Genomic DNA, 20,083 nt, shown 5'->3' on the forward strand with positions numbered 1-20,083 from the left:
GGTAGATAATAGGCTGAGCAGAGTGGGCTGGTGATCTAATTATGCAAACACTTGATGCGATCCCCGACAAAAAACGAGTAGAGCGAATAACCTGTAGCTACATCAACGCGACCAGCTCCGTTCAGGTGGTTCGCATCACAAATATCGAGAACTGGTACTTTGAGCGGGTGGTCTTCCCAGGGCAGCGGCTGCTGTTTGAGGCAGTGCTGGGAGCCAAACTGGAGATCCACACGGGCATGATGGCCAGCTCCATCCTGACGGATATCATCCCTTGCGAAAAGCTGCGCGTGCGAGAGACGGAGCCGGTGACGGTGGGCGCCTAGATGCCCCGAGGCCAGCGGTGTGGACTAGGTCTCGCGACCTTGCTCCTTTCTCTCCTCTCTTTCCGGGCTAGGGGAAGGTTGGGGTGAGGGGCGAGGCTTGGGCGGCAGTGGGATCTCAAGGAAACGGGCGCTCAACCGCACCGGGCTGATCTCGCGCCGTTGCGGCGGCCACGGGATCCCCAGCCAACGGGCCGTGAGCTCCAGCAGGCTGGGGGGCGGTGTGGGAGTAGGGGTGGGCGTTGGTGGTGGGGTGGGGTACAGATCCAAGCGCGGCGGACGGGGGGTGCTGACCCGAAAAGCATCGGGGGGAGGTTGGGTCAGCGGCACATTGGGATCCCCGCACCCCAGCAGGCCCAGACCCAGCAGGATGTACAGCGTTGCGGTGCCTCTGCTTCTCATGAACAAGCTGCCGAGCATCGACACCAGACTATCACCGGGATCCCAGGGCTCTGAGCTGGGTTTGCAGATCTGCTTCCAGGGCAGATAGCTCGCGAGCTATGGCTGCGTAGCGGTTGGCAGTCAAGTTTTTGGCGATAAATTGCTCCAGCAGTTGCTGATCCCGGGCAACCATCTGGTTAAAGTACTGCTCTACGGGAACCCGTGGGTCTTCGATCAAGGCTCTGCACATCTGCAAAGCCGTGATCAACTGGGCCCGCACCTGCAAAAAGAGCGACTGGATATACCGCTGCTCGGCCTCGCTCAGTTGGCGAAAATCTCGCCAATACTGGCCCCCCTCCAGCGATTGTTGGAGCTCTTGCACCCAGCGGTTGTACTCTTTTACCTTGCGGGCGAGATCGCTGGCAAACTCCATGATCTTGGGAGGGCTATTTAGGAGGTGGGCCTCCTGCCAGCGCTGGCGAATGCGGCGCAGGCTCTGCTGCAGCTCCAAGCTGGCCCAGAGGAGCCCCAGCAAAACCACCGCCAGCAACACGACGGCCACTGTATACAGTAGCCAATAGCCGGGATCCCGCATCCCCAAAAAGATCACCAGGGCAACCACCAACAGGCAGAGGGCCAGCATAACCCAGAAGCGCAGTTGTTGTTGTTGCAGACGCAGGTACCCTTCCCTCAGGCCAAATGCTTCACAGCAAGCCTCCAGATCCGCATCCATGATCTGGCGAAACTCCTCTAGAGAGATTGGTTCGGCAGTGATCATCGAAGACCCTCGCAACGCAATCTGGGTTGAAGTCCAGGCCGTTAGGATTTGCCCTGCCAATTCCGCGCGGCTTCCGTACTCTCCTCCAGCGGCTCCAGCACCTCGCTGGCTGGAACCACCATCAACCCATAGCCCCCTTCGCGACAAAAATCGACGATCTCCTGAGTATCAAAGCGCTCGGCCAGCGGCTTGGGCAGCCCCTGCTGGGCCAGCCTTCGGGCATATTTTTTCGCCCCAAAGGCGCTCTCAAACGCAATGACAATGTCCTGCCCCCCGATCTGGCGTGTGCAGATCCCCTCTTGGCCATTGGCTTGGTAAAGCAGCACGATGACCTGGGAAGGCAAGTCTTCCGGGCTAGCCCAAGCCAACTCCTTCTCAGCCTGGGATCCGCCGCCGAGCAACACATCCCGCGCCTCGTTGAGCCGTGCCAGTTGCGCCTCCAGCAAGGGCCTTTGCCGTTCGTCCTCCAGCTCCAAGAGGGCGGCACTGAGGGTTTGATATTCTCGAAACCACTTCCTCCGGATCTCCCGTTCGCTGGCATCCGGCGGCAGGTTGAGAACTTGGAGGGCCTCGGCGGTGTCCATCGACAGCCTCTGCTCGGATTGAGAGGAACGTCACTGTCCACAGTCTAGACTAACCGCTCTGGGAGCTTTGAGAGGGGGACTCTTCCAGGGATCCCCGCTCCTTGGCGCTGTCAGCCGGTCGTTGGGTAGGAAGCCGAACTGCTGAGCAATTCCCCTTGCACCACGTTCGAGATGCCGCCAGCGGGGTGGGCAGATATCGGGCTTGGCCAACTGGATAGGCAAATCGGGCAGAGCAGCAAAGGATGGTGTGGCACAGCAAGTGGGGGTTGCCTGCCAGCAGCTACTGCAAGTTGTGAAAGAATCGCCGCTCTCCCCCTGCGTGGGAGCAAGCCGGCAGGGCTGCGGACAACGTCAAGGTTAATTCTCAGTTAAGAAAAAAGCCGTTGCGGGGTGTAATCCCGCTGCATCTATGAGAAGATGGTAAAGCTGTGCTTTTTGTTCGCACGGCTTCGGTAGTCTATCTGGCCAATTAGGGGATAGTATGCTGCACACACTATCTGGCCAATTAGGGGATAGGTCTCTGGCTCTGATCGGGATCCACTGCATCCTAGAGCTTTACGACTGCCCGGCCAAACTTCTGGATGATGTTTCCCTGGTGCAACAGGCCTTGCGGGAGGCAGCAAGACGCTCCAACTCCACCCTCTTGGGCGAGCTTTGCCATCCGTTTGAGCCACAGGGGATCACGGCTCTGGCCCTTTTGGGAGAATCCCATATCTCCATTCACACTTGGCCCGAAGCGGGCTATGCAGCGGTGGATGTGTTCACCTGTGGTCGCCACACGCGGCCCGAAGCAGCCTGTGAATACTTGATCCAGGTGTTTCAAGCGCGGCGGTATTCGCTGCGCAAGCTACCTCGCCGAACCACGGATGCGGCACCCATTGAAGAGATGGCGGATTTTCCCGAAGCGCTAAGCTGTGAAACGGCCGGACGAAGGCGCTGAGATCCCGCCACTTTTTGTCAGGTGTCCTATGAACACCCCAAAGAGCTTCTTCTGGGCGCAGGAGTACTTCACCCCCTGGGACTACACTGCCCGTGCCATCACGCGCATTCTGGCCTACCGAAAAACCCGTTTTCAGGAGATGCTGATCGCCGAGACGGGAGCCTATGGCAAGGGCCTGATGCTGGATGGCCACTGGCAGTCCACCACGGCGGACGAATTCCTGTACCACGAGGCTCTGGTTCATCCGGCCCTGGTGCAGGTCGTCCAGGCGGGTGGGATCCCGCGGCGAGTGTTGATATTGGGTGGTGCGGAAGGGGCGACGCTGCGGGAGGTGCTGCGCTGGCGCTCGGTGGAGCAAGTGGTGATGGTGGATATCGACGGGGAGGTGGTGGAAGCCTGTCGAGAGCATCTGCCGGAAATGCACCAAGGATCCTTTGCGGATCCGCGGGCAGAGGTGGTGATCGCCGACGCCTTGGACTTTCTTGGCCAGACGGAGCCGATCTGGGACGCGATCCTTTCCGATCTGTCGGATCCCGTTGAGGCCGGCCCGGCCTACCGCCTCTTTACCCAGGAGTTTTTCCGCCAGGTTCGCTCCAAGTTGCAGACCGCTGGGGCTTTTGTCATCCAAGCTGGGCCGACGGGTCCAGTGGAGTTGTGGCAGCACACTCGCATCGTTCACACCTTGAAAACGGTGTTTGCTGCTGTGCAGCCCTACGCTATCTACGCCCCCACCTACGGCGGGCCGCTGGGGTTTGCCCTGGCAGCCCAGGATCCCATCTCTTCCAGGCCGGAGCCCGAACAGGTCGACCAGATCCTGGCCCAACACCTGGATCCCGACCGCGGAGCGCTGCGCTTCATCGATGGCATCACCCTCCTGGGACTCTACCAGGTTCCCGCCCACCTGCGCCGTGCCATTGCTGCTGAGACCACCGTCTACACCCTGGCCAACCCTCCTCAGGTCGAGTAATCTGGCGGCCCAATCCGCGATTAAAAGTGGGATCCCAGGGTATTTGTCTTCGGTGCCATAACTTGGTAGATTCGTGAGCAGCCGAATTTTGCTTCCCCGATGAAAGTCCTGGTTATTGGTGGTGACGGATACTGCGGCTGGGCAACGGCCCTACACCTGTCCAACAGGGGCTATGAGGTGGCCATTCTCGATTCCTACGTGCGCCGCCTCTGGGATCTGCAGCTAGGGGTTTCTACCCTGACGCCCATTGCCCAGCTCGAGCAGCGGGTGGATCGCTGGAAGGGGCTGACCGGCAAGGATATTCCCATTTTCGTTTGCGACGTCACCAACTACGAGGCCCTCATTTCTTGCATGCGTCGCTTTGAGCCGGAGGCCATCGTCCACTTTGGCGAGCAGCGCTCTGCTCCCTACTCGATGATTAGCCGCGAACATGCGGTGATGACCCAGGTCAACAACGTGGTGGGCACCCTGAACATCCTCTACGCCATCAAGGAGGAGTTTCCCGACTGCCACCTGGTGAAGCTGGGCACCATGGGCGAGTATGGTACCCCCAACATCGACATCGAGGAGGGGTACATCACCATCGAGCACAACGGCCGCAAGGATACCCTGCCCTATCCCAAACAGCCGGGTTCCATGTATCACCTCTCCAAGGTGCACGACAGCCACAACATCCACTTCGCCTGCCGCGTCTGGGGCCTGCGGGCTACCGACCTCAATCAAGGGGTGGTGTACGGCGTGTTAACAGAAGAAACCGGCATGGATGAGGTGCTGATCAACCGCCTCGACTACGATGGCGTGTTCGGCACGGCCCTGAACCGCTTTTGCGTTCAAGCCGCAGTGGGCCACCCCCTGACGGTGTACGGCAAGGGGGGCCAAACCCGTGGCTTCCTGGATATCCGCGATACGGTGCGCTGTGTGGAGCTGGCCATCGCCAATCCTCCTGAGCCAGGTCAGTTCCGGGTGATGAACCAGTTCACCGAGCAATTTAGCGTGGAGCAACTGGCGCTGATGGTGCAAAAGGCCGGAGCCGCCATGGGCCTGAAGGTGGAAATCAACTACTTGGAAAACCCCCGTGTCGAGCTGGAGGAGCACTACTACAACGCCAAAAATACCAAGCTCCTAGACCTGGGCCTACAACCCCACTACCTATCTGACTCGCTTTTGGACTCGCTGCTCAACTTCGCCCTCAAGTACAAAGACCGCGTGGATGTGCGGCAGATCCTGCCCAAGGTGAAGTGGAAGGGCTAGCTCTCCAGGCAAGCTTGGGCCAGGCTCAGCCAGCCGCGGGCCAGATTCTCCAGGTCATAGCCCCCTTCTAACCCGAAGACGGTCTTGCGGGTCACCTCCTCCAGGCAAAGGCGGGCCATGCGGCCAAAGGCTTCCGGCTCTAGCTGCATACCGGCCAGGGGATCCCCTTTGGCACAGTCGAAGCCGGCGCTCACCAGCAGCAAATCCGGCTGGAACGCTTGCAAGAACGGCAAGATCTTCTCGTCGAGGGCCTTTTTGTAGGCCAACCAATCCGAGCCGGCAGGCAAAGGCACGTTGCAGAGGTTGCCGTGGATCCCGGTTTCCTCGGCCAAGCCCGTGCCAGGGTAGAGGGGAAACTGATGGATAGAGGCATAGGCCAGTTGGGGGTGACGCTCCACCACCGCCTGCGTGCCGTTGCCGTGGTGCACATCCCAATCGAAAATGGCTACCCGCCTCACCCCCGGCTGATCCAGGGCCCAGAGGGCGGCAATGGCGGCGTTACTGAAGAGACAAAACCCCATTGCCCGTTCCGGCTCCGCGTGATGCCCCGGCGGGCGACACAGCACCAAAGCAGGCTGAGCCGCGGCCAAAGCCGAGGCCGAAGCAGCAATCCAGGCTCCAACTGCCTGCCGCGCCGCCTCAAAGCTCGCTGGGGAAACGGCGGTATCGGCATCGAGGCGACCCCCTCCTGCCGCAGCCAACTCGGCCACCCGTTGAATGTGCCAGCGCGGGTGTACCCGCTCCAGTTGTGCAAGATCGGCCAAGGGGGGATCCCGCCATTCCAGATGCTCGGCGAAAGAGGCACCGCGCAGCGCCTTGACAACGGCCTGCAGGCGAGCCGGACGCTCGGGGTGAAACGGCCCGGCGTCGTGGCGGAGAAAAGTCTCAGAATAGTAAACGGGCAACATACCAGGGCAAGGTAGCGTTCTTGCAGTCTAGCCTAAGCCCATCTTCCCTCTACCCGTAGAAGGCTTCCGACATGGATCCCGCATAGGGATCAACGCCAAAAGAAGCTTGTTGCAGCTTTTGATTGACCACCTCCCGCACTACCGAGCGGAGCAATTCCAGCTCAGAAGGGTTGAGCTGATCGCGGCTGGGACACTCATCGGCAGCCAGCCACATATAAACAGCAGGAACCCGGTTTAAGATCTGCTGCATCAGCGCTTCCCGCTCCCTGGCATCGTGGAAAACCTGCTGATGGGGGTGCTCAGTACAGAGGACATTTTCCAGTTCTCCCAAAGCCAGGTACTCAACGATATTAACCAACATCTTTTCCATTTGTCCCTCCTAAAAATCCCCGTCGCTCTTAAAACAGGCATTAAACAAAAAGTGCAACTTTCTCCTTTCCTCCTTGGCCGCTCTTTGCCTCGGACTCTTGCCTACAGGCCGGATAGCTGAGCCGGCGGCAGATCCAGTCCACCAGCGGGAAGAGGTTGTGGATTTGTCTGCTAAGATCTCCCCTGCGGCCAATCCTTAGCCCCCTCTATTTGCCCCGTTTGCCCTCCCCTCTGCCGCTGAAAGCAGCCAACAATCAGCAGCCGGAAAATCTCTTCGCTGGTATCCGGTACCAACGAAAAATTATCGGCTTTTTGAGAAGGACAGGGTAGGCCATTTAACAAAGACTATAGAAACTCAACCGCAAGAGGGAAGAAGATCTTACCCAGCTACTCCTCCTCCAATACGCTAACACGTAACTATGTAGGAAGTTATGGGACTATTAAGAAGTTTACACATTTCTTGACGATCGGCTAACACTTTCGTTTGGCAAAGACACCCACTTGAAGAGCTAAGCGGAGCAACTCTTCGCCTGGCTACAAGCTCTGAAAAGCTGCCAAGATCTAAGGATCTAAAACTATGTCTAGCCTGCTATTGGCAAATCGACTCGCTGAGCCTGGATCCAGAAAGATTCCAGGTCGTAATAGCCTCTTTCCTCCTGCATGAACACATGGACGATGAGATCGGCATAGTCGATCAGTATCCAAGAGCCTGACTCTTGACCTTCGATGCGGCGCGGACTCTGTTGCCACTCCTCCCAAACCTTTTCCTCGATTGCTCGGGCAATGGCCCGTACTTGCGTAAGCGAGTAGCCACTGATCAAAAGGAAGTAATCCGCCAACGTGGAAATTTGGGATACATCCAGCAGGACAATGTCGCCGCCTTTTTTTTCTTCTGCTGCGCGAGCTGCGCTCAACGCCATGCGATAGATGGGATCCCTGGCACGGACAGGCATGGACTGTAGCAACTAAAACCCTCCTGAAACGACTGAATTGACTGGAGACACAATCTCCTCCGAACCTTTTTTACCCAAAGGATGCAGCAGAAAATGATTCCGAGTCATGAGTGTGCGTGGATGGATCACCTGATACCGGTTTAGCAGAAATCTCAGGCTGAGATCGCAAACCCCCACCACAGCTTTAGATAAATCTACAAAAGCTAGTCGTCGCAGATGTTCTAGCTCCGGACTGTTGCCGCGGTTGGGTTCCAGAGCATCGGCTACAAAAACCACACAACTGAGCGGATCCATGCCGGGCCGTCCCAGGGTGTGGTTGGCGATGGCTGCCAAGATCTCCGCATCCTGCACCTGAAATCGCTCCCGTGCCAGCAGGGATCCCACCTCGGCATGGAGAAGGTGGGGCTCGGCCCGCTCGATCTCGTCCAACTCCCGCTCCTGAGCGACGCTCTGCAGCAGTTGCTCCGGGGGGAAGGACTTGGCCAAGTCGTGCATCAGCCCTGCCCAAGCAGCTTTTTGCTCATCCAGCCCATAGTGAGCTGCCAGTTGCCGGGCCATCGCCTCTACCCCCAAGATGTGGCGAAGGCGAGGGGGGGGCACCTGCTCCTGGAGCCAGGCCAACACCTCTTCCCGCCGTAAGACCGGGCTAGTCATTTTGCAACTTCAGCACCGCCATAAACGCCTCTTGGGGCACCTCGACGGTTCCCACCGCCTTCATGCGCTTTTTCCCCTCCTTTTGTTTTTCCAACAGCTTGCGCTTGCGGGTCACATCCCCCCCATAGCACTTGGCCAGGACATTTTTGCGCAGGGCAGGAATAGTTTCGCGGGCTATCACCCGAGAGCCAATTGCTGCTTGAATGGGCACCTCAAACTGGTGGCGTGGGATCAGCTCGCGCAGCTTGGCTACCAAAGACCGGCCCACATAAAAGGCTTTGTCCCGATGCACAATGGTGGACAGAGAATCCACCACGTCGCCGTTGATGAGGATGTCCAAGCGCACCAGGTCGTCGGCGCGGTAACCCACCATTTGGTAATCCATACTGGCGTAGCCGCGGGTGCGAGATTTCAGTTGATCGAAAAAGTCGGTGACCACTTCTGCCAGCGGTAGCTCATACACGAGCGTAGTTCGACCCTGCGCCAGGTATTTCATGTCCTTAAAGGTGCCGCGTTTGGTCTCGCACAGCTCCATCACGGTACCGACAAATTCCTCAGGAAGAATCACCTCTACCCTCACAATCGGCTCCTCAATGCTGGTGCGCTCGTTGGGGGGAGGCAGCTTGCTGGGATTGTCTACCCGAATCACAGAGCCATCGTTGAGGGTAACCTGATACACCACCGTCGGAGCGGTGATCACCAAATCCAGGTTGTATTCCCGCTCCAGGCGTTCCTGCACCACCTCCATGTGCAGCAGGCCCAAGAAACCACAGCGGAAGCCAAAGCCCATCGCAGGGGAAACTTCCGGCTCAAAGTAGAGGGCGGCATCGTTGAGCTTCAGTTTTTCCAGAGCTTCTTTGAGTTCGGCGTATTGATCGGAGTTGCTGGGGAAGAGGCCGCAGAAGACCATCGGCTTGGCTTCTTTGTAGCCGGGCAGAGGCTCAGAGGCCTTGCGATGGACAAGTGTGATGGTATCCCCGACACGGGCGTGCTCGACACTTTTAATGGCGGCGGCAATGTAGCCCACTTCCCCAGCATGGAGAGACGCAACGGACTCTTGATGAGGGCGCATCACCCCCAGCTCGGTAATTTCGTATTCCCGACCGGAGGCCATGAAGCAGATCTTATCTCCCGTCTTCACCTCCCCATCCATGATGCGCACATAGACAATCACGCCGCGGTAGGAGTCGTAGTAGCTATCGAAAATTAGGGCCCGCAAGGGATCCGCCACTGTATCCCGCGGCGGGGGCACCCGCTGCACAATGGCCTCTAGGATCTCTGGGATGCCGATGCCCATTTTGGCAGAGGCCAAGATCGCTCCGCTGCAATCGAGGCCGATGACCTGCTCGATCTCGGCGATCACCCGCTCCGGCTCCGCCCCCGGCAGGTCGATTTTGTTAATGACCGGGATGATCTCCAGGTTGTTCTCCAGGGCCAGATAGACGTTGGCCAGGGTCTGCGCCTCCACACCTTGAGAGGCATCCACCACCAGCAGCGCCCCTTCGCAGGCGGCCAGGGAGCGGGAGACTTCGTAGGTAAAGTCCACATGCCCCGGCGTATCGATGAGGTTGAGGACATAGTCTTGGCCGTCTTGGGCGCGGTAGTTCATGCGGGCCGCCTGCAGCTTGATGGTGATGCCCCGCTCCCGTTCCAGTTCCATGTTGTCCAACAGTTGCGGCTTCATCTCGCGGGCTGAAACGGTGCCGGTCGCCTCCAGCAGCCGGTCGGCCAGGGTGGATTTACCGTGGTCGATGTGGGCGATGATGGAAAAGTTGCGAATGCGGGAGACGGGAACGTCGGTCATAAAAACCTGGTTGGGGCAAAGATTTTTTACAATGCTAGCCTCTTTGGCCCTCTGCCTGGGCCAAGGTTGCCCAGAAGTTAAAGTGGCTGGGACAGCTTTTCCCGGCAACGCCGACGATGGCCGGTGTAACAGATGGGTCGCTTGCGTGGCAGCAATTTTACCAAGCAGACTTTCTCTCAAGGCGGAGAAACCCGAAGGACCTCAGGTGGGTTGTGACAACTCCGCCGGGGAGCTGTGGGGCCAGCTCGAGAGTAGAGGGATCGGCCCTACTTATCCAGCTTCTCGATGTAGGGGCGAATGTCGTTGAGGTCGATGTAGCGATCGGTGGCATTGCGCAGCTCGCGGGCGATCATTCCTTCAGTGGAGACGACTGTAATCAAAGTGTTTTTGGAGCGCAACAGCTCAACGGCCCGCTCAAAATCGCCATCGCCGCTAAACAAGATGATCCTGTCGTATTGCCCAACCGTGTTGAACATATCGATGACGATCTCGATATCCAGGTTGGCCTTCTGGGAGTAGCGGCCAGAGTCTTCGTCTCGATACTCTTTAAGGATCTTGGTGCGCACCGTAAAACCCAAGCTGATCAGAGCATCTCGAAAGGCCCTTTGATCGTTGGGATCCTTGATGCCGGTGTACCAAAATGCGTTGACTAGCTCGACGTTGGGCTGTGACCTGACAAAATAATCCAAGACTCGGCGCGGGTCGAAAAACCAGCCATTTTTTTGTTGAGCATAAAACATATTGTTCCCATCGATAAAGATGGAAACCCGCGTGACGGGATGGCGAAACATAAAGATTTTTCTCGGAATAAAGGTGGACTGGTCAGGAAAAGAGGGTGAAAACGAGAGTGTCGATTATCCTAAGGTAAGGGTGGCCACGGCAGGCCAGCGCCTGCTGATACCGATCACCCATCATAGCGAAAACAGGGATCTTTTTCCCTAGCCATTAGCCCAGGCGCCTTTGGAGATCAGGGTGGGTTCCGGCTGCCGCAGGGCATAGCTGGATCCAGGGCGGTCGGCTTGGCTAACGTACAGCTCTGCCAATTGTCGGGCCAGGTTGCGGATGCGCCCAATGTAGAGGGTGCGCTCGGCTACGGCAATGACGCCGCGGGCATCGAGCAGGTTGAAGGTGTGGGAGCACTTGAGCACATAGTCGTAGGCGGGCAGGAGCAGCGACACCGCCAGCCGATCGGGAAGCACCTGTTTTTGCAGCTTCTGGTGTGTGGTTTCGATCAGGCGCTTGGCTTCAGCTTCGTAGAGGCGGAACAGCTCCAGCAGCATCTCGGGATCCGAATACTCGAAGTTGTAGTAGGACTGCTCCACCTCGTTTTGGAAATAGATTTGCCCATAGGTAATCCGGCCTAGGGAAGGGTGCTCACCCCAGCAGAGGTCGAAAACCGAGTCCACCCCCTGTAGGTACATGGCCAGGCGCTCTAGGCCGTAGGTAATCTCCACAGAAACGGGGCGACAATCCAGCCCGCCCACTTGCTGGAAGTAGGTGAATTGGGTTATTTCCATGCCATCTAGCCACACTTCCCAGCCCACACCCCAAGCCCCCAAGGTGGGAGATTCCCAATCATCTTCCACAAAGCGAATGTCGTGTTCTGCCGGGTCAATGCCCAGGGCCCGCAGGCTCTCCAGGTACACCTCCTGGATGTCGTCGGGGGAGGGCTTGATCAGAACCTGGTACTGAAAGTAGTGCTGCAGACGGTTGGGGTTTTGGCCGTAGCGCCCATCGGTGGGGCGGCGACAAGGTTCCACATAAGCCACCCGCCAGGGATCCGGCCCCAGGGCGCGCAAAAACGTGTGGGGGCTCATGGTGCCGGCGCCTTTTTCCAGGTCGTAGGGTTGCAGGATGAGGCAGCCTTGCTCCCCCCAAAACTGCTGCAGGCGAAAGATCAAGTCCTGAAAGGTGTGGGCTGACATACCAAGGGCTGAGCAGGGATACCTTATCCTACCAATCTCCCCCCTCAGTCGATCAGCTCTTCTTGATCGGCATCCGCTGGGTCTGAGTGGTTCCACTCGATGGGCGGCATTTGGTCGAAGGCTTGTTTGAGGGCGCTGATACATTTACGCTGAACACTGCTGAACATCACTGTTCAACTATGCAGCGATAGCATTCTGCTTGTTTCCATTCGCGTTAGCGGGACGGAGTCCAAACAGAATGGCGGTATCCCGCAAAGCTTTGAGTAGAATACCCAAAGCGCAGTTTCCGTGTCGTCTTACTACCAATTTTCTGCTTTGCTTTGGCTACCATGTTGGCAGACTCGAAAGTAAACAGAAAGATCAACTGGTAGTAATCCGTACTGAACATATTATACATTATTTTCAGTATAGTTGAGCTTATTATTGACTAGAGTCATGCTCTCCCAGAGCTTGCGCATCTTGGCCAGGTAGAGATCCCCGGTGCGCAGGCGCAGGCGCTGGGAGACTTTGAACTGATCCGCTTGTACCATCACCAGGTCGATGGGGGGGCCGACGGAGATGTTGGATTTCATGGTGGAGTCGATGGAGAGGAGACCCCGGCGTTGGTGCGGGAATCTGCCGCCATCACCAAGCCAGAACGGGTGAGGATGCCAAAACAGTAGGTCATGGGTGCAAGGGGCTCGGCTTCTCGACTGTAGGATCTCAAAGCAGCGCCGAACCGATTTTGCTGCGGATCTCTTCCCGGAGGCGCGCGGTAATGGAGGTCTCGTCCAAATCGGCCAAAATTTGGGCAATGGCGGCTTTGGGCCCTTCTGGCCCCCAACTGGCTCCTTGGGCCAGGTAGCGACGGGCCGCCTCCCCGATGGCGTAGCAGGAAAACCCGGCCAAGACCGCTTGCGTCAGGGCCACCGAACCGTAGGCCCCTAGGGAGAATCCTCCAGCGAAGGGCAGGGATCCCCCCAGCAAGGTTTTCAGGGATCCCAGGCCCAAGAGCGCCACCCATTCTCCTGCCCCCAGGCTGAGCATGCTGAGGACGATCTTCTGCAGCAGTTGTGCGGCTCCCGCGCTGCTCATGGGCCAGCCATAGAGGCGGGACAGGCGCAGGATCAAGGCAATATCCAGGGCCAGCCCTCCCAAGGTATCGAGCAGGGTAACGGGGTTGAGGGCAACGGCCAGCGCCTTGGTGCGGGCAGCGGCGGCGATGAGGTCTTGGGCTTGCTGGGCGCGGCTTTGCAGCTTGCGCTCGATGACCTGTTGGTTGACGCGATCGGCAAACAGGAGGGCATTCAAGGCCAGCAGGGAGCGCCCCTCCCGGTGCAGCACCTCCAGGATCTTCAGGCGCAGGGCGTCCACTTGGGGGGGGCCGATCTCGATCTCCACGCCGAAGCTGCCATCTGGCCTCTGCACCAGCCGCGGCACGCGCGGGGAGGCCGCCACCATGACGATCTCGTCGGGAGAAAGAAGTTGCCGCACCCGTTCGTTGCGGATCTTGTCGTAGATGGCCTGGCGATCCGCCTCCGGGTACTGGTCGATCTTGTTGAACACCAGCAGCATGGGCTTGCCCGCCTCCCGCAGGGCCGCCAGGGCCTCAAACTCCACCCGCGTCAGATCCCCGCAGACCACAAAGAGGATCAGATCGGCCCGCTGCGCCACCTCCTGGGCCAGCCGTGCCCGCTCCTCGCCGTCCACTTCATCCAGGCCGGGCGTGTCGATCAGCTCCAGACGGGATCCCTGCCAGTGACTAACCTGAACCGACTGCACCGAGGCAGGGGGCAGACGGGATCCCTGCAGGGCTGCTGCAGAGAAGGGGGATTGGGGGCGGGTTTCCCAACTGATGTTCCAAGCTGCCGCTTGCTGAGTGCGGGTAATGCCGTGGGTGGGCCCCGTCTGGAAGACCGGCTCCCCCAGCAAAGCATTGAGCAGAGAAGATTTGCCCCGCCCCACCAGGCCAAAGGCAGCGATGTGGATCACCTCGGTTTCCAGCTTGTCCAGCAGCGTCTGCAGGCTCTCCAGCTCCCCTTCCAAACCCGCCATCTCCTGGGGGCTTAGATCCAGTTGAGCCACCCACTGGCGCAGGCTGCGCTTGGCTTGCTGGTAGTTGAGGTCATCTTCTAGGGTGTTGCGGCGAGCCATGGCAGTGACGCTCAATAGCAGTGGAGAACAGCCCGGCAGGGGCGGGTGTCAACCCTCAACGACAACGATGACGATAAGCAGAAACGCTAATCTCAAAGAAAGGCAGTTGGGCTTGCCGGGATCTGCAACTTTAACGTTGAGAACTGGGAGTTTGCGACAGGAGGTTTTTCATGCCGAGGGCCATCTGGAACGGGGTGGTTGTGGCGGAGACCGACCGCTACGAAACCGTGGAAGGCAACATCTATTTTCCGCCGGAATCCCTGCGCTGGGAATACTTCCAGCCCAGCTCCACCCACACCACCTGCCTCTGGAAAGGACAAGCCAGCTACTACACCCTGGTGGTCAACGGCCAGGAGAACAAAGACGCCGCCTGGTACTACCCGGATCCCAAGCCGGCTGCAGCCAACATCCGCGGCTACGTGGCCTTCTGGAAGGGCGTCGAGGTAGAACTCTAGCCGAGCCGAGTTGCCAACTGAGTATGATGGAAAAGAATTGGAGGGGCAATGCGATGCTGACCGATGGCCAGATTCCACGCAGCCCAACCCGCTGGGCAAGCAGGTGGTGTTGGGCCGGCTTGAGCCTCCTGTTGCTCGGTTGTGGCCCGGCAGGGTTTCGCACGCCGCGCCCCACGCTGGCCGGCAGCGGCCTCAACAGTATCTTCCCCGATGGGGAGCCCTCCTTCAGCGGGGATGGTCGCTACCTGGTGTTTTCCTCCGCCCGCGGCGGCAGCCAGGATATTTTTCTCTACGACACGGTGGAACAGCGGCTGGTGGACTTGCCCGGCCTGAATTCCAGCGACGTGGCCGCCACCTCGCCCGACATCAGCGCCGACGGCCGCTACATCGTTTACGTGTCCAATGCGCTGGGCAAATCGGAGATTTTTCTCTACGACCGCCAAACCCGCCGCGTTGAGAATATCAGCAGCCGGGTACCGGGAGATGTGCGCAACCCCACCATCAGCGGCGATGGCCGCTTTATCGCCTTTGAGAGCAACGGTCGCGGCCAGTGGAACATCGAGATCTTCGACCGTGGCCCGGCAGCGGCCACACGGCCCTCTGCCCCCAGCTCTTCTAATGCCGGCAGCAATCCCTAAGGGGATTCAGGAATAGCCAACCTGGACTTGTCGCATGCTCGCTGCCTTCGCCCAACGACTGGAGCCGCTGCACTCCAATGTCTTTGACCAGCTAGACCAGGCCAAGTGGGAGGCGCGCCGGTCGGGCTTGGATGTCATCGACCTTTCTTTGGGCTCCTCAGACCTGCCCCCGCCCCCGGAAGCGCTGGCAGCCATTCAGAGGGCCCTGGCAGATCCCTCCACCTATGGCTACACCCTGTTCCACGATACGGCCGAGTTTCGCGCCGCCTGCGCCCAATGGTATCTCAGGAAGTTCGGCCTGGAGATCGACCCAGAAACTGAGGTGCTGCCGCTGATCGGATCCCAGCAGGGAACGGCTCTCCTACCGCTGGCCCTGCTCAATCCCGGGGATGTTGCTTTGATCACCGACCCGGGCTACCCCTCCCATGGGGGCGGGATCCATCTGGCGGGCGGGATCCCCTACTATCTGCCCCTGCGGGCGGAAAACCGCTTCCTGCCCCAGTGGGATGAGATCCCGGCGGAGATCTGCCGTCGGGCGCGGCTGTTGGTGCTGAGCTATCCCCACAACCCCACCACCGCCACCGTCACCCCAGAGTTTTGGCAGGAGACGCTGCAATTTTGTCAGCAGCACGATATCTTCCTGGCCCATGACTTTCCCTATGTGGACTGGCGTTTCGACGGCCAGGTGGCTCCCTCGGCGCTGCTGGCGGATCCCGGCAAGACCCGCACCATCGAGTTCTTTTCCCTCTCCAAGTCTTACCACATGGGGGGGTTCCGGGTGGCCTATGCCATCGGCAGCCGCGAGCTGATCCGAGCTTTGCGCCTGGTGAAGTCCACCATCGACTTCCACCCCTACCAGGGCATCCTGCGGGGGGCGGCGGCGGCCTTGGCAGCTCCCGACAGCTTTTTGGATCACTGGCGGCAAGTGTACCGCGAGCGGCGAGACATCGCGGTGGCGGCTCTGCACCGCATCGGCTGGCCCGTGCCCCTGCCGGAGGCCACCATGTACCTGTGGGCGCCTTTGCCGGAGTCGTACCGCGGTTCCTCGGCCCAGTTTTGTCTAGACTTGGTGCGGGCCACCGGCGTTGCCCTGTCTCCAGGCTCTGGCTTTGGCCCCGGCGGCGAAGGCTATGTCCGCTTTGCGCTGGTGGCAGAGGGATCCCGGCTGGAAGAGGCAATAGAACGAATTGGGGAATTTTTGGGCAAAGGCACTTCTGGTCTCCGGCAGGCCTAGTCGCATAGAGCCAGCTTAGAAGCAGCAAGGGGGCAGGCTACAGATGTTCCTCTGAGGCCGGTTGTTGTCCCCGTCCTGGCCTTTTAGGCTGCCAGTATTAGCTGCAGCCAGTGCCGGCTAATCTGAGCCAGGATAGGAGTTGTGTTGGCCCAGTTGGCTCCCAAGGGGCATGGAAAAAGAGACGCTCGAGAGTTTTTTGTCCATCCGCGGGGTGATGGGGGTAGCGCTCCTGAGTCGAACAGGCCGCCCTTTTTTCTACCGTTCTTTTCAGAACTTGGACAGCCGACAGCAGCAGGCCCTCACCGAAGGGCTGTTTCAGGTTTTGCAAACCATGCCCCCAGGACTGGACTATTTTGACTTTCAGTTTGCCGAGCAGCGGGTTTTCGTTTACCCTTTGGGGCCGGAGTGGGTGCTGCTGGTGGCGGTCAATGACGACCTGGTGATGCCGGTCTACACCTTGGCCGTCAACCGCCTGCGAGCCGAGCTGCAACGGGATACGCCGAAGGGCCTGGCCACCTTGCGCCTGTTGACCAGCCAGGCGGAGACGGGTCGGAACCTTACCCAACCCAGCTCCACCCTAGCAGAAGGCAAGCCCACACCAAGGGAGGAGGCGACCCAGCCGGCAGCGACAGGCAGCCGCATGGAGATGGATGTCTTCGTGCAATCTCTCAATCGTCTTTGCCAGATCACAAGCGGCTATTTGGGCAAGGCGGTGATCGTCAACTATTGGAAGGCGGCGCGGCAGGAAGTGGTGGAACGCCAGGGATCCTCAGCCGAGTGGCTCCATCAGTTCGAGATCGAGCGCAGCGGACAAATCCACTACAAGGGCACCCTCAAGGAGCTGGACGAATCTCAACAAAAGGTGCTGCGGGACTGGGTGCTGGCTTTTTTCCGCCGCTGCGAAGAGGTGATCCACGATTTTCGCAATTTAATCAAATCGGCGGAATTGCGCTTTTGACATGCTCCCTAAGGCCACAACACCCCCGCCCCGCAAAGGCTGGGCGGCTCTTGGCCGCGGAAAATCCAGGCTAAGCTATGACCATAGCCACCGTGGATCACGCTAGGTGCAGACGGGATCCCTGACCGAGGGTAGCTCCTCTGGTCACTGCGAACCGGTGCAGCGAGGATCTGCTTTGCTACCGCGATGCCACCGGATCCCTCGCTACCATCTGCTTACGGCACGCTAAGCGAAGGAGTTGCCATGCTGAGAATCGTCACCCAGCTAGCCGAGGCTGAAGCCGAGCTTAGACGGATCTCGGAGCGCACTCAGGCTGACCAGAACTTGCACCGCGAGGCAACCGTGCGGGAGATCCTACAAGCGGTACGCCGCCAGGGGGATCGCGCTCTCCTGGCCTACACGGCGGAGTTCGACCAGGTGGAGCTGAGCGTAGCCGAGCTAAAGGTGTCGGGGGCTGAGCTGGAGGCAGCCTACCAGGCGGTATCTCCGCAACTGCTATCGGCCCTGCGCTTGGCCAAACAGCGCATCGAAGCCTTTCACCGGCAGCGGGTGCCCAGCAGTTGGGTGAGCTTTCCCGGCCCCGAGATCGTCTTGGGCAAGCAGTACCGCCCGGTGGATCGCGCTGGCCTCTACATTCCAGGAGGGCGGGCCGCCTATCCCAGCACGGTGTTGATGAACGCCATTCCGGCCAAGGTGGCGGGGGTGCCCGAGATTGTCATGGTGACCCCGCCGGGATCCGACGGGCTGGGGGGCAAGGGGATCAGCCCGGCTATTTTGGTGGCCGCCCAAGAAGTGGGCATCCACACCATCTATCGCGTCGGCGGGGCCCAGGCTATTGGGGCCTTGGCCTATGGCACCGAGACCATCCCCAAGGTGGACGTGATCACCGGCCCCGGCAACATCTATGTGACGCTGGCCAAGAAGCTGGTCTACGGCACGGTGGGGATCGACTCGCTGGCGGGGCCTTCCGAGGTGTTGATCATCGCCGACGAGAGCGCCAATCCCCTCTACGTGGCTGCCGATCTGCTGGCCCAAGCGGAGCACGATCCCTTAGCAGCCGCGATCCTCCTGACCCCCGATCCCAAGCTGGCCCAACAGGTGCAGCAGGCTGTAACCACCCAGATGGAAGCCCACCCCAACCGTCTGCTGGTGGAGAAGGCGGTGGCCAACTACGGCCTGATCGCGGTGGTGCCGGATCTGGCCACAGCGGTCAACTTGTCCAACCAGTTTGCGCCGGAACACCTGGAGCTGCAGGTGGCGGATCCCTGGGCTCTGCTGGATCCCATTCGCCACGCGGGGGCGATCTTCCTGGGACACTACACCCCAGAAGCGGTGGGAGACTACCTGGCCGGCCCCAACCACACCTTGCCCACAGCGGGGGCGGCCCGCTACGCCTCAGCGCTGGGAGTGGAGACCTTCCTGAAGCACTCCAGCCTAATCCAGTACGGCTCGGCAGCCCTGCAGGAGGTGGCCGGCGCGATCCAAGCTCTGGCGCAAGCCGAGGGGCTGCCCGCCCATGGCCAGTCGGTACAGGTACGGCTGGCGGAGGAGCACTAACCTAGCCTAGACAGGGCTTGAACCGCAGTGAAGACGGAAGGTGGAGCAGATGGGGAGCCGGCTCAGGCAAAACTGGCTGGGGCAACTGGGGGGAGCCCTTGTGGCGGTTTGGATCGTCTGGGCGGAGGGGAGCGCCGCCTGGCCGAAGGACATAAAAGACATAATGTCGGCTGCCCCCGAAGCAATCTCTTCTCCTGCCTTGCCCATCCCGTGGGAGTGGGTATACGACTTGCAGGAGCAGGCGCGGCAACGGCAGTGTACGCTGGTGGGCCTGTTGCGCAGCCGGCCCCTGCCGGCCCCGGATCCCCAGTGGCAGGTGTACACTCGTCTGGATTTGGTTGCCACGCCTCAGACCAGTCGGTTGACCAGTGTGTTGTTTGCCAAGAACACTCGTACCCAAGCCTTGCAAGTGATCTATCAAGCTGCGGCGTCTGTGTACGACCCCGTTGAGCCATTGGATTTTGCCATGATCCTGCCTCTGGCCTGGCAGGACAACACCCTGCTGGCGCGGGAGTACGCAGGCTGGTTCCAGACCGACTTGAGCTGGGATCGGGCGGTGATCTGGCCCTTGCCCGCCGACTCGAACAGGATCCCACCGGTACAGGTTTGGGAGCCACCGCCGGCCCTGGGGTATGCCGAGCTGCTGGACTGGGATCCCCAGGCGCGAGGGCGGGTGCTGTTTGCCGTGGCCGATAGCCTGGAGGAGGTGCCGCGGCTGGTGAGCGTTGGCCCTGGTCAAGACTTGCTGTTGCGAGGGACGGCACCGCTGCCAACCTCCGAGCCTCCTCTCCCGCAAAAGGGCTGGACCAGCGCTACCCTCGCAGGGTCGGTACCCATTTGTCATGCCAACAACTTTGGGCTAAACATCAGGTAGTTCCTCCCCAGGGTTTTGGAGCTGCCGCCGATCTTTGGGGTGCTTAGGAGCCGAGGGGAGGATCTAGAGCAGCCCCTAGCGGGAGAGGGAGTAAGCATGCCTAGACCCCAAGTACGACGCGGCTGGCCTTTAGAGGCCTTTGTGGGCGATGTTATTGTCTGTACGCTGGAGGGATCCCATCTGGATCAGGTGACGGAGATCCGGATCAGCCCGGCGGGCAAGGGGATCCGGGTTAGCTTCGGGGATCCCTTGGGGCGCTCCCAAGAGCCGGTGCAGGCCACTGCCGAGGCGCTGACTGTGACTTTTGAGATCGATCCCAGCACCTACCCCGGCGAAAAGCGCATCGAGCTGATCTCGCCGGCAGGGCCCAGCGATCCCCTGCCGTTTTTGGTGATGATGT

24 protein-coding genes and 1 pseudogene are annotated in these 20,083 nt (G+C 59.8%); 11 read left to right on the top strand and 14 right to left on the bottom strand.

Features of this window, described 5'->3' with window-relative positions; genetic code table 11:
• Positions 1-41: 41 nt before the first annotated feature.
• Positions 42-323, top strand: a complete 282-nt coding sequence (locus NW846_RS09070) for a DUF1830 domain-containing protein (protein WP_011429473.1) — start codon at positions 42-44, stop codon at positions 321-323.
• Positions 324-347: 24 nt separating this feature from the next.
• On the opposite strand, the gene NW846_RS09075 is transcribed toward NW846_RS09070, so the two are convergent.
• The 3 genes from NW846_RS09075 to NW846_RS09085 are packed head-to-tail and all read right to left on the bottom strand — an operon-like array spanning position 348 to position 2,063.
• Positions 348-722, bottom strand: a complete 375-nt coding sequence (locus NW846_RS09075) for a hypothetical protein (RefSeq protein WP_011429474.1) — start codon at positions 720-722, stop codon at positions 348-350.
• 31 nt (positions 723-753) lie between these two features.
• The gene (locus NW846_RS09080; RefSeq protein WP_041438088.1) at positions 754-1,479 is read right to left on the bottom strand and encodes a hypothetical protein; all 726 of its coding nucleotides are present in this window, start codon (positions 1,477-1,479) and stop codon (positions 754-756) included.
• Between the two features lie 41 nt (positions 1,480-1,520).
• Positions 1,521-2,063, bottom strand: coding sequence for a DUF3110 domain-containing protein (locus tag NW846_RS09085; RefSeq protein ID WP_414346487.1), 543 nt, complete (start codon positions 2,061-2,063; stop codon positions 1,521-1,523).
• 481 nt (positions 2,064-2,544) lie between these two features.
• On the opposite strand from NW846_RS09085, the gene speD reads away from it, so the two are divergent.
• The 3 genes from speD to NW846_RS09100 all read left to right on the top strand — a co-directional run bounded on the left by speD (position 2,545) and on the right by NW846_RS09100 (position 5,221).
• Positions 2,545-3,003: an adenosylmethionine decarboxylase gene (gene speD, locus NW846_RS09090; RefSeq protein WP_099812417.1), complete on the top strand. Its 459-nt coding sequence runs from the start codon at positions 2,545-2,547 to the stop codon at positions 3,001-3,003.
• A gap of 28 nt (positions 3,004-3,031) precedes the next feature.
• Positions 3,032-3,970 (top strand): polyamine aminopropyltransferase, encoded by a 939-nt coding sequence (locus NW846_RS09095; RefSeq protein ID WP_011429478.1) that lies wholly within the window; start codon positions 3,032-3,034, stop codon positions 3,968-3,970.
• A 99-nt stretch (positions 3,971-4,069) separates the two neighbouring features.
• Positions 4,070-5,221, top strand: coding sequence for an NAD-dependent epimerase/dehydratase family protein (locus NW846_RS09100; RefSeq protein ID WP_011429479.1), 1,152 nt, complete (start codon positions 4,070-4,072; stop codon positions 5,219-5,221).
• Here NW846_RS09100 and NW846_RS09105 read toward each other — a convergent pair.
• From NW846_RS09105 to NW846_RS09155, 11 genes and pseudogenes are all read right to left on the bottom strand, one after another.
• Positions 5,218-6,129 carry a histone deacetylase gene (locus NW846_RS09105; protein WP_414346483.1) on the bottom strand — a complete coding sequence of 304 codons (912 nt, stop codon included), beginning with the start codon at positions 6,127-6,129 and terminating at the stop codon, positions 5,218-5,220. The two genes, NW846_RS09100 and NW846_RS09105, sit on opposite strands and share 4 nt — an antisense overlap.
• A 49-nt stretch (positions 6,130-6,178) precedes the next feature.
• A complete protein-coding gene (locus NW846_RS09110; RefSeq protein ID WP_011429481.1) occupies positions 6,179-6,499 on the bottom strand; it encodes a hypothetical protein in 321 nt (106 codons plus the stop codon).
• A gap of 580 nt (positions 6,500-7,079) precedes the next feature.
• Entirely contained in the window at positions 7,080-7,451 is a 372-nt protein-coding gene (rsfS, locus tag NW846_RS09115) for a ribosome silencing factor (protein WP_414346479.1), read from the bottom strand.
• Positions 7,452-7,463: 12 nt separating this feature from the next.
• The gene (gene yqeK / locus NW846_RS09120; protein WP_011429484.1) at positions 7,464-8,105 is read right to left on the bottom strand and encodes a bis(5'-nucleosyl)-tetraphosphatase (symmetrical) YqeK; all 642 of its coding nucleotides are present in this window, start codon (positions 8,103-8,105) and stop codon (positions 7,464-7,466) included.
• Positions 8,098-9,909, bottom strand: a complete 1,812-nt coding sequence (lepA, locus tag NW846_RS09125; protein WP_011429485.1) for a translation elongation factor 4 — start codon at positions 9,907-9,909, stop codon at positions 8,098-8,100. The genes yqeK and lepA overlap by 8 nt, the downstream gene beginning before the upstream one ends.
• Before the next feature lie 266 nt (positions 9,910-10,175).
• Entirely contained in the window at positions 10,176-10,700 is a 525-nt protein-coding gene (locus NW846_RS09130; protein ID WP_011429486.1) for an NYN domain-containing protein, read from the bottom strand.
• Between the two features lie 147 nt (positions 10,701-10,847).
• Positions 10,848-11,834, bottom strand: coding sequence for a glycine--tRNA ligase subunit alpha (gene glyQ, locus NW846_RS09135; protein ID WP_414515798.1), 987 nt, complete (start codon positions 11,832-11,834; stop codon positions 10,848-10,850).
• Positions 11,835-11,878: 44 nt separating this feature from the next.
• On the bottom strand, positions 11,879-12,001 hold the full coding sequence (locus tag NW846_RS09140; RefSeq protein ID WP_276307358.1) for a hypothetical protein: 123 nt from the start codon (positions 11,999-12,001) through the stop codon (positions 11,879-11,881).
• A gap of 10 nt (positions 12,002-12,011) precedes the next feature.
• Positions 12,012-12,219: pseudogene (locus tag NW846_RS09145) on the bottom strand (hypothetical protein); the annotation flags it as partial.
• A gap of 4 nt (positions 12,220-12,223) precedes the next feature.
• The gene (locus NW846_RS09150; RefSeq protein ID WP_414347639.1) at positions 12,224-12,406 is read right to left on the bottom strand and encodes a hypothetical protein; all 183 of its coding nucleotides are present in this window, start codon (positions 12,404-12,406) and stop codon (positions 12,224-12,226) included.
• Between the two features lie 130 nt (positions 12,407-12,536).
• The gene (locus NW846_RS09155) at positions 12,537-13,967 is read right to left on the bottom strand and encodes a DUF697 domain-containing protein (RefSeq protein ID WP_414347636.1); all 1,431 of its coding nucleotides are present in this window, start codon (positions 13,965-13,967) and stop codon (positions 12,537-12,539) included.
• A gap of 170 nt (positions 13,968-14,137) precedes the next feature.
• Here NW846_RS09155 and NW846_RS09160 point away from each other — a divergent pair, with 170 nt between their 5' ends.
• From NW846_RS09160 to NW846_RS09190, 7 genes are all read left to right on the top strand, one after another.
• A complete protein-coding gene (locus NW846_RS09160) occupies positions 14,138-14,422 on the top strand; it encodes a DUF427 domain-containing protein (RefSeq protein WP_414347633.1) in 285 nt (94 codons plus the stop codon).
• A 119-nt stretch (positions 14,423-14,541) separates the two neighbouring features.
• Complete coding sequence (locus NW846_RS09165; protein ID WP_041438852.1) at positions 14,542-15,060, top strand: TolB family protein; 519 nt, start codon at positions 14,542-14,544, stop codon at positions 15,058-15,060.
• A 34-nt stretch (positions 15,061-15,094) separates the two neighbouring features.
• Complete coding sequence (locus tag NW846_RS09170; protein ID WP_414347629.1) at positions 15,095-16,294, top strand: LL-diaminopimelate aminotransferase; 1,200 nt, start codon at positions 15,095-15,097, stop codon at positions 16,292-16,294.
• 169 nt (positions 16,295-16,463) lie between these two features.
• The gene (locus NW846_RS09175) at positions 16,464-17,252 is read left to right on the top strand and encodes a hypothetical protein (protein ID WP_240527732.1); all 789 of its coding nucleotides are present in this window, start codon (positions 16,464-16,466) and stop codon (positions 17,250-17,252) included.
• A 243-nt stretch (positions 17,253-17,495) separates the two neighbouring features.
• Positions 17,496-18,809 (top strand): histidinol dehydrogenase, encoded by a 1,314-nt coding sequence (gene hisD / locus NW846_RS09180; RefSeq protein ID WP_011429494.1) that lies wholly within the window; start codon positions 17,496-17,498, stop codon positions 18,807-18,809.
• A 49-nt stretch (positions 18,810-18,858) separates the two neighbouring features.
• The gene (locus NW846_RS09185; protein ID WP_041438096.1) at positions 18,859-19,683 is read left to right on the top strand and encodes a hypothetical protein; all 825 of its coding nucleotides are present in this window, start codon (positions 18,859-18,861) and stop codon (positions 19,681-19,683) included.
• A 96-nt stretch (positions 19,684-19,779) separates the two neighbouring features.
• Positions 19,780-20,083 (top strand): hypothetical protein (locus NW846_RS09190; protein ID WP_011429496.1); only part of this gene is annotated, 304 nt, incomplete at its 3' end.

Origin of the sequence: Synechococcus sp. W60.3 (assembly GCF_047502615.1) — a bacterium.
Taxonomy (GTDB): domain Bacteria; phylum Cyanobacteriota; class Cyanobacteriia; order Thermostichales; family Thermostichaceae; genus Thermostichus.